At 41.9% G+C, this 547-nt stretch carries 1 protein-coding gene; it reads right to left on the reverse strand.

The features are described 5' to 3' along the window. Positions 1-107: 107 nt before the first annotated feature. A partial coding sequence (locus CWC18_RS20780) for a transposase (protein WP_171041194.1) occupies positions 108-547 on the reverse strand: 440 nt, incomplete at its 5' end.

The raw sequence follows: 547 nt of genomic DNA on the forward strand, positions 1-547 counted from the left end.
GTCATTAATTTTCAATCACATCACTTACATCCATATTTTTCCAGTTAAGTTGTACTACTACCTGTATGAAATAGACTAGCCCCTCTATGTAGTCTCGCCGTCGTAGTTTAAATGACTGTTTTTGGAAGTATCGTAGTCCAACAAATGCCCACGAAACCACTCGCCTGTTTTTGATTGAGTTCGCCCGTTTTTCCTGCTTTATCTATCACGGCACCAAGCATCATCGAAAACCAATGGGCCAACGTCGCTAACAGTAACAGTATATTTAATCGGTTGAGTTTATTCGTTCTGTGTAGATCTGAGCCTAAGCCAAATCGAACGCTTTTTTGGTCTCGAAACCCTGCCTCTATCTGCATTCTCATACCATATAGTTTGAGCACTTTTTCGAGAAAATTGTGTCTTTTTACAAGGGAAGAAACGAGCAACCAAGGTTCCTTATAAACGCGTTTCTTATCCCTTTTTAATAGCTTATGCCCCTTGCCAACCAGCACCGCATGGGTGTGGTATTTTGCACTTTTGGTCAGTTCGACCTCGCCAAGATAGCAGC

Origin of the sequence: Pseudoalteromonas aurantia, assembly GCF_005886875.1 — a bacterium.
GTDB lineage: Bacteria > Pseudomonadota > Gammaproteobacteria > Enterobacterales > Alteromonadaceae > Pseudoalteromonas > Pseudoalteromonas aurantia_A.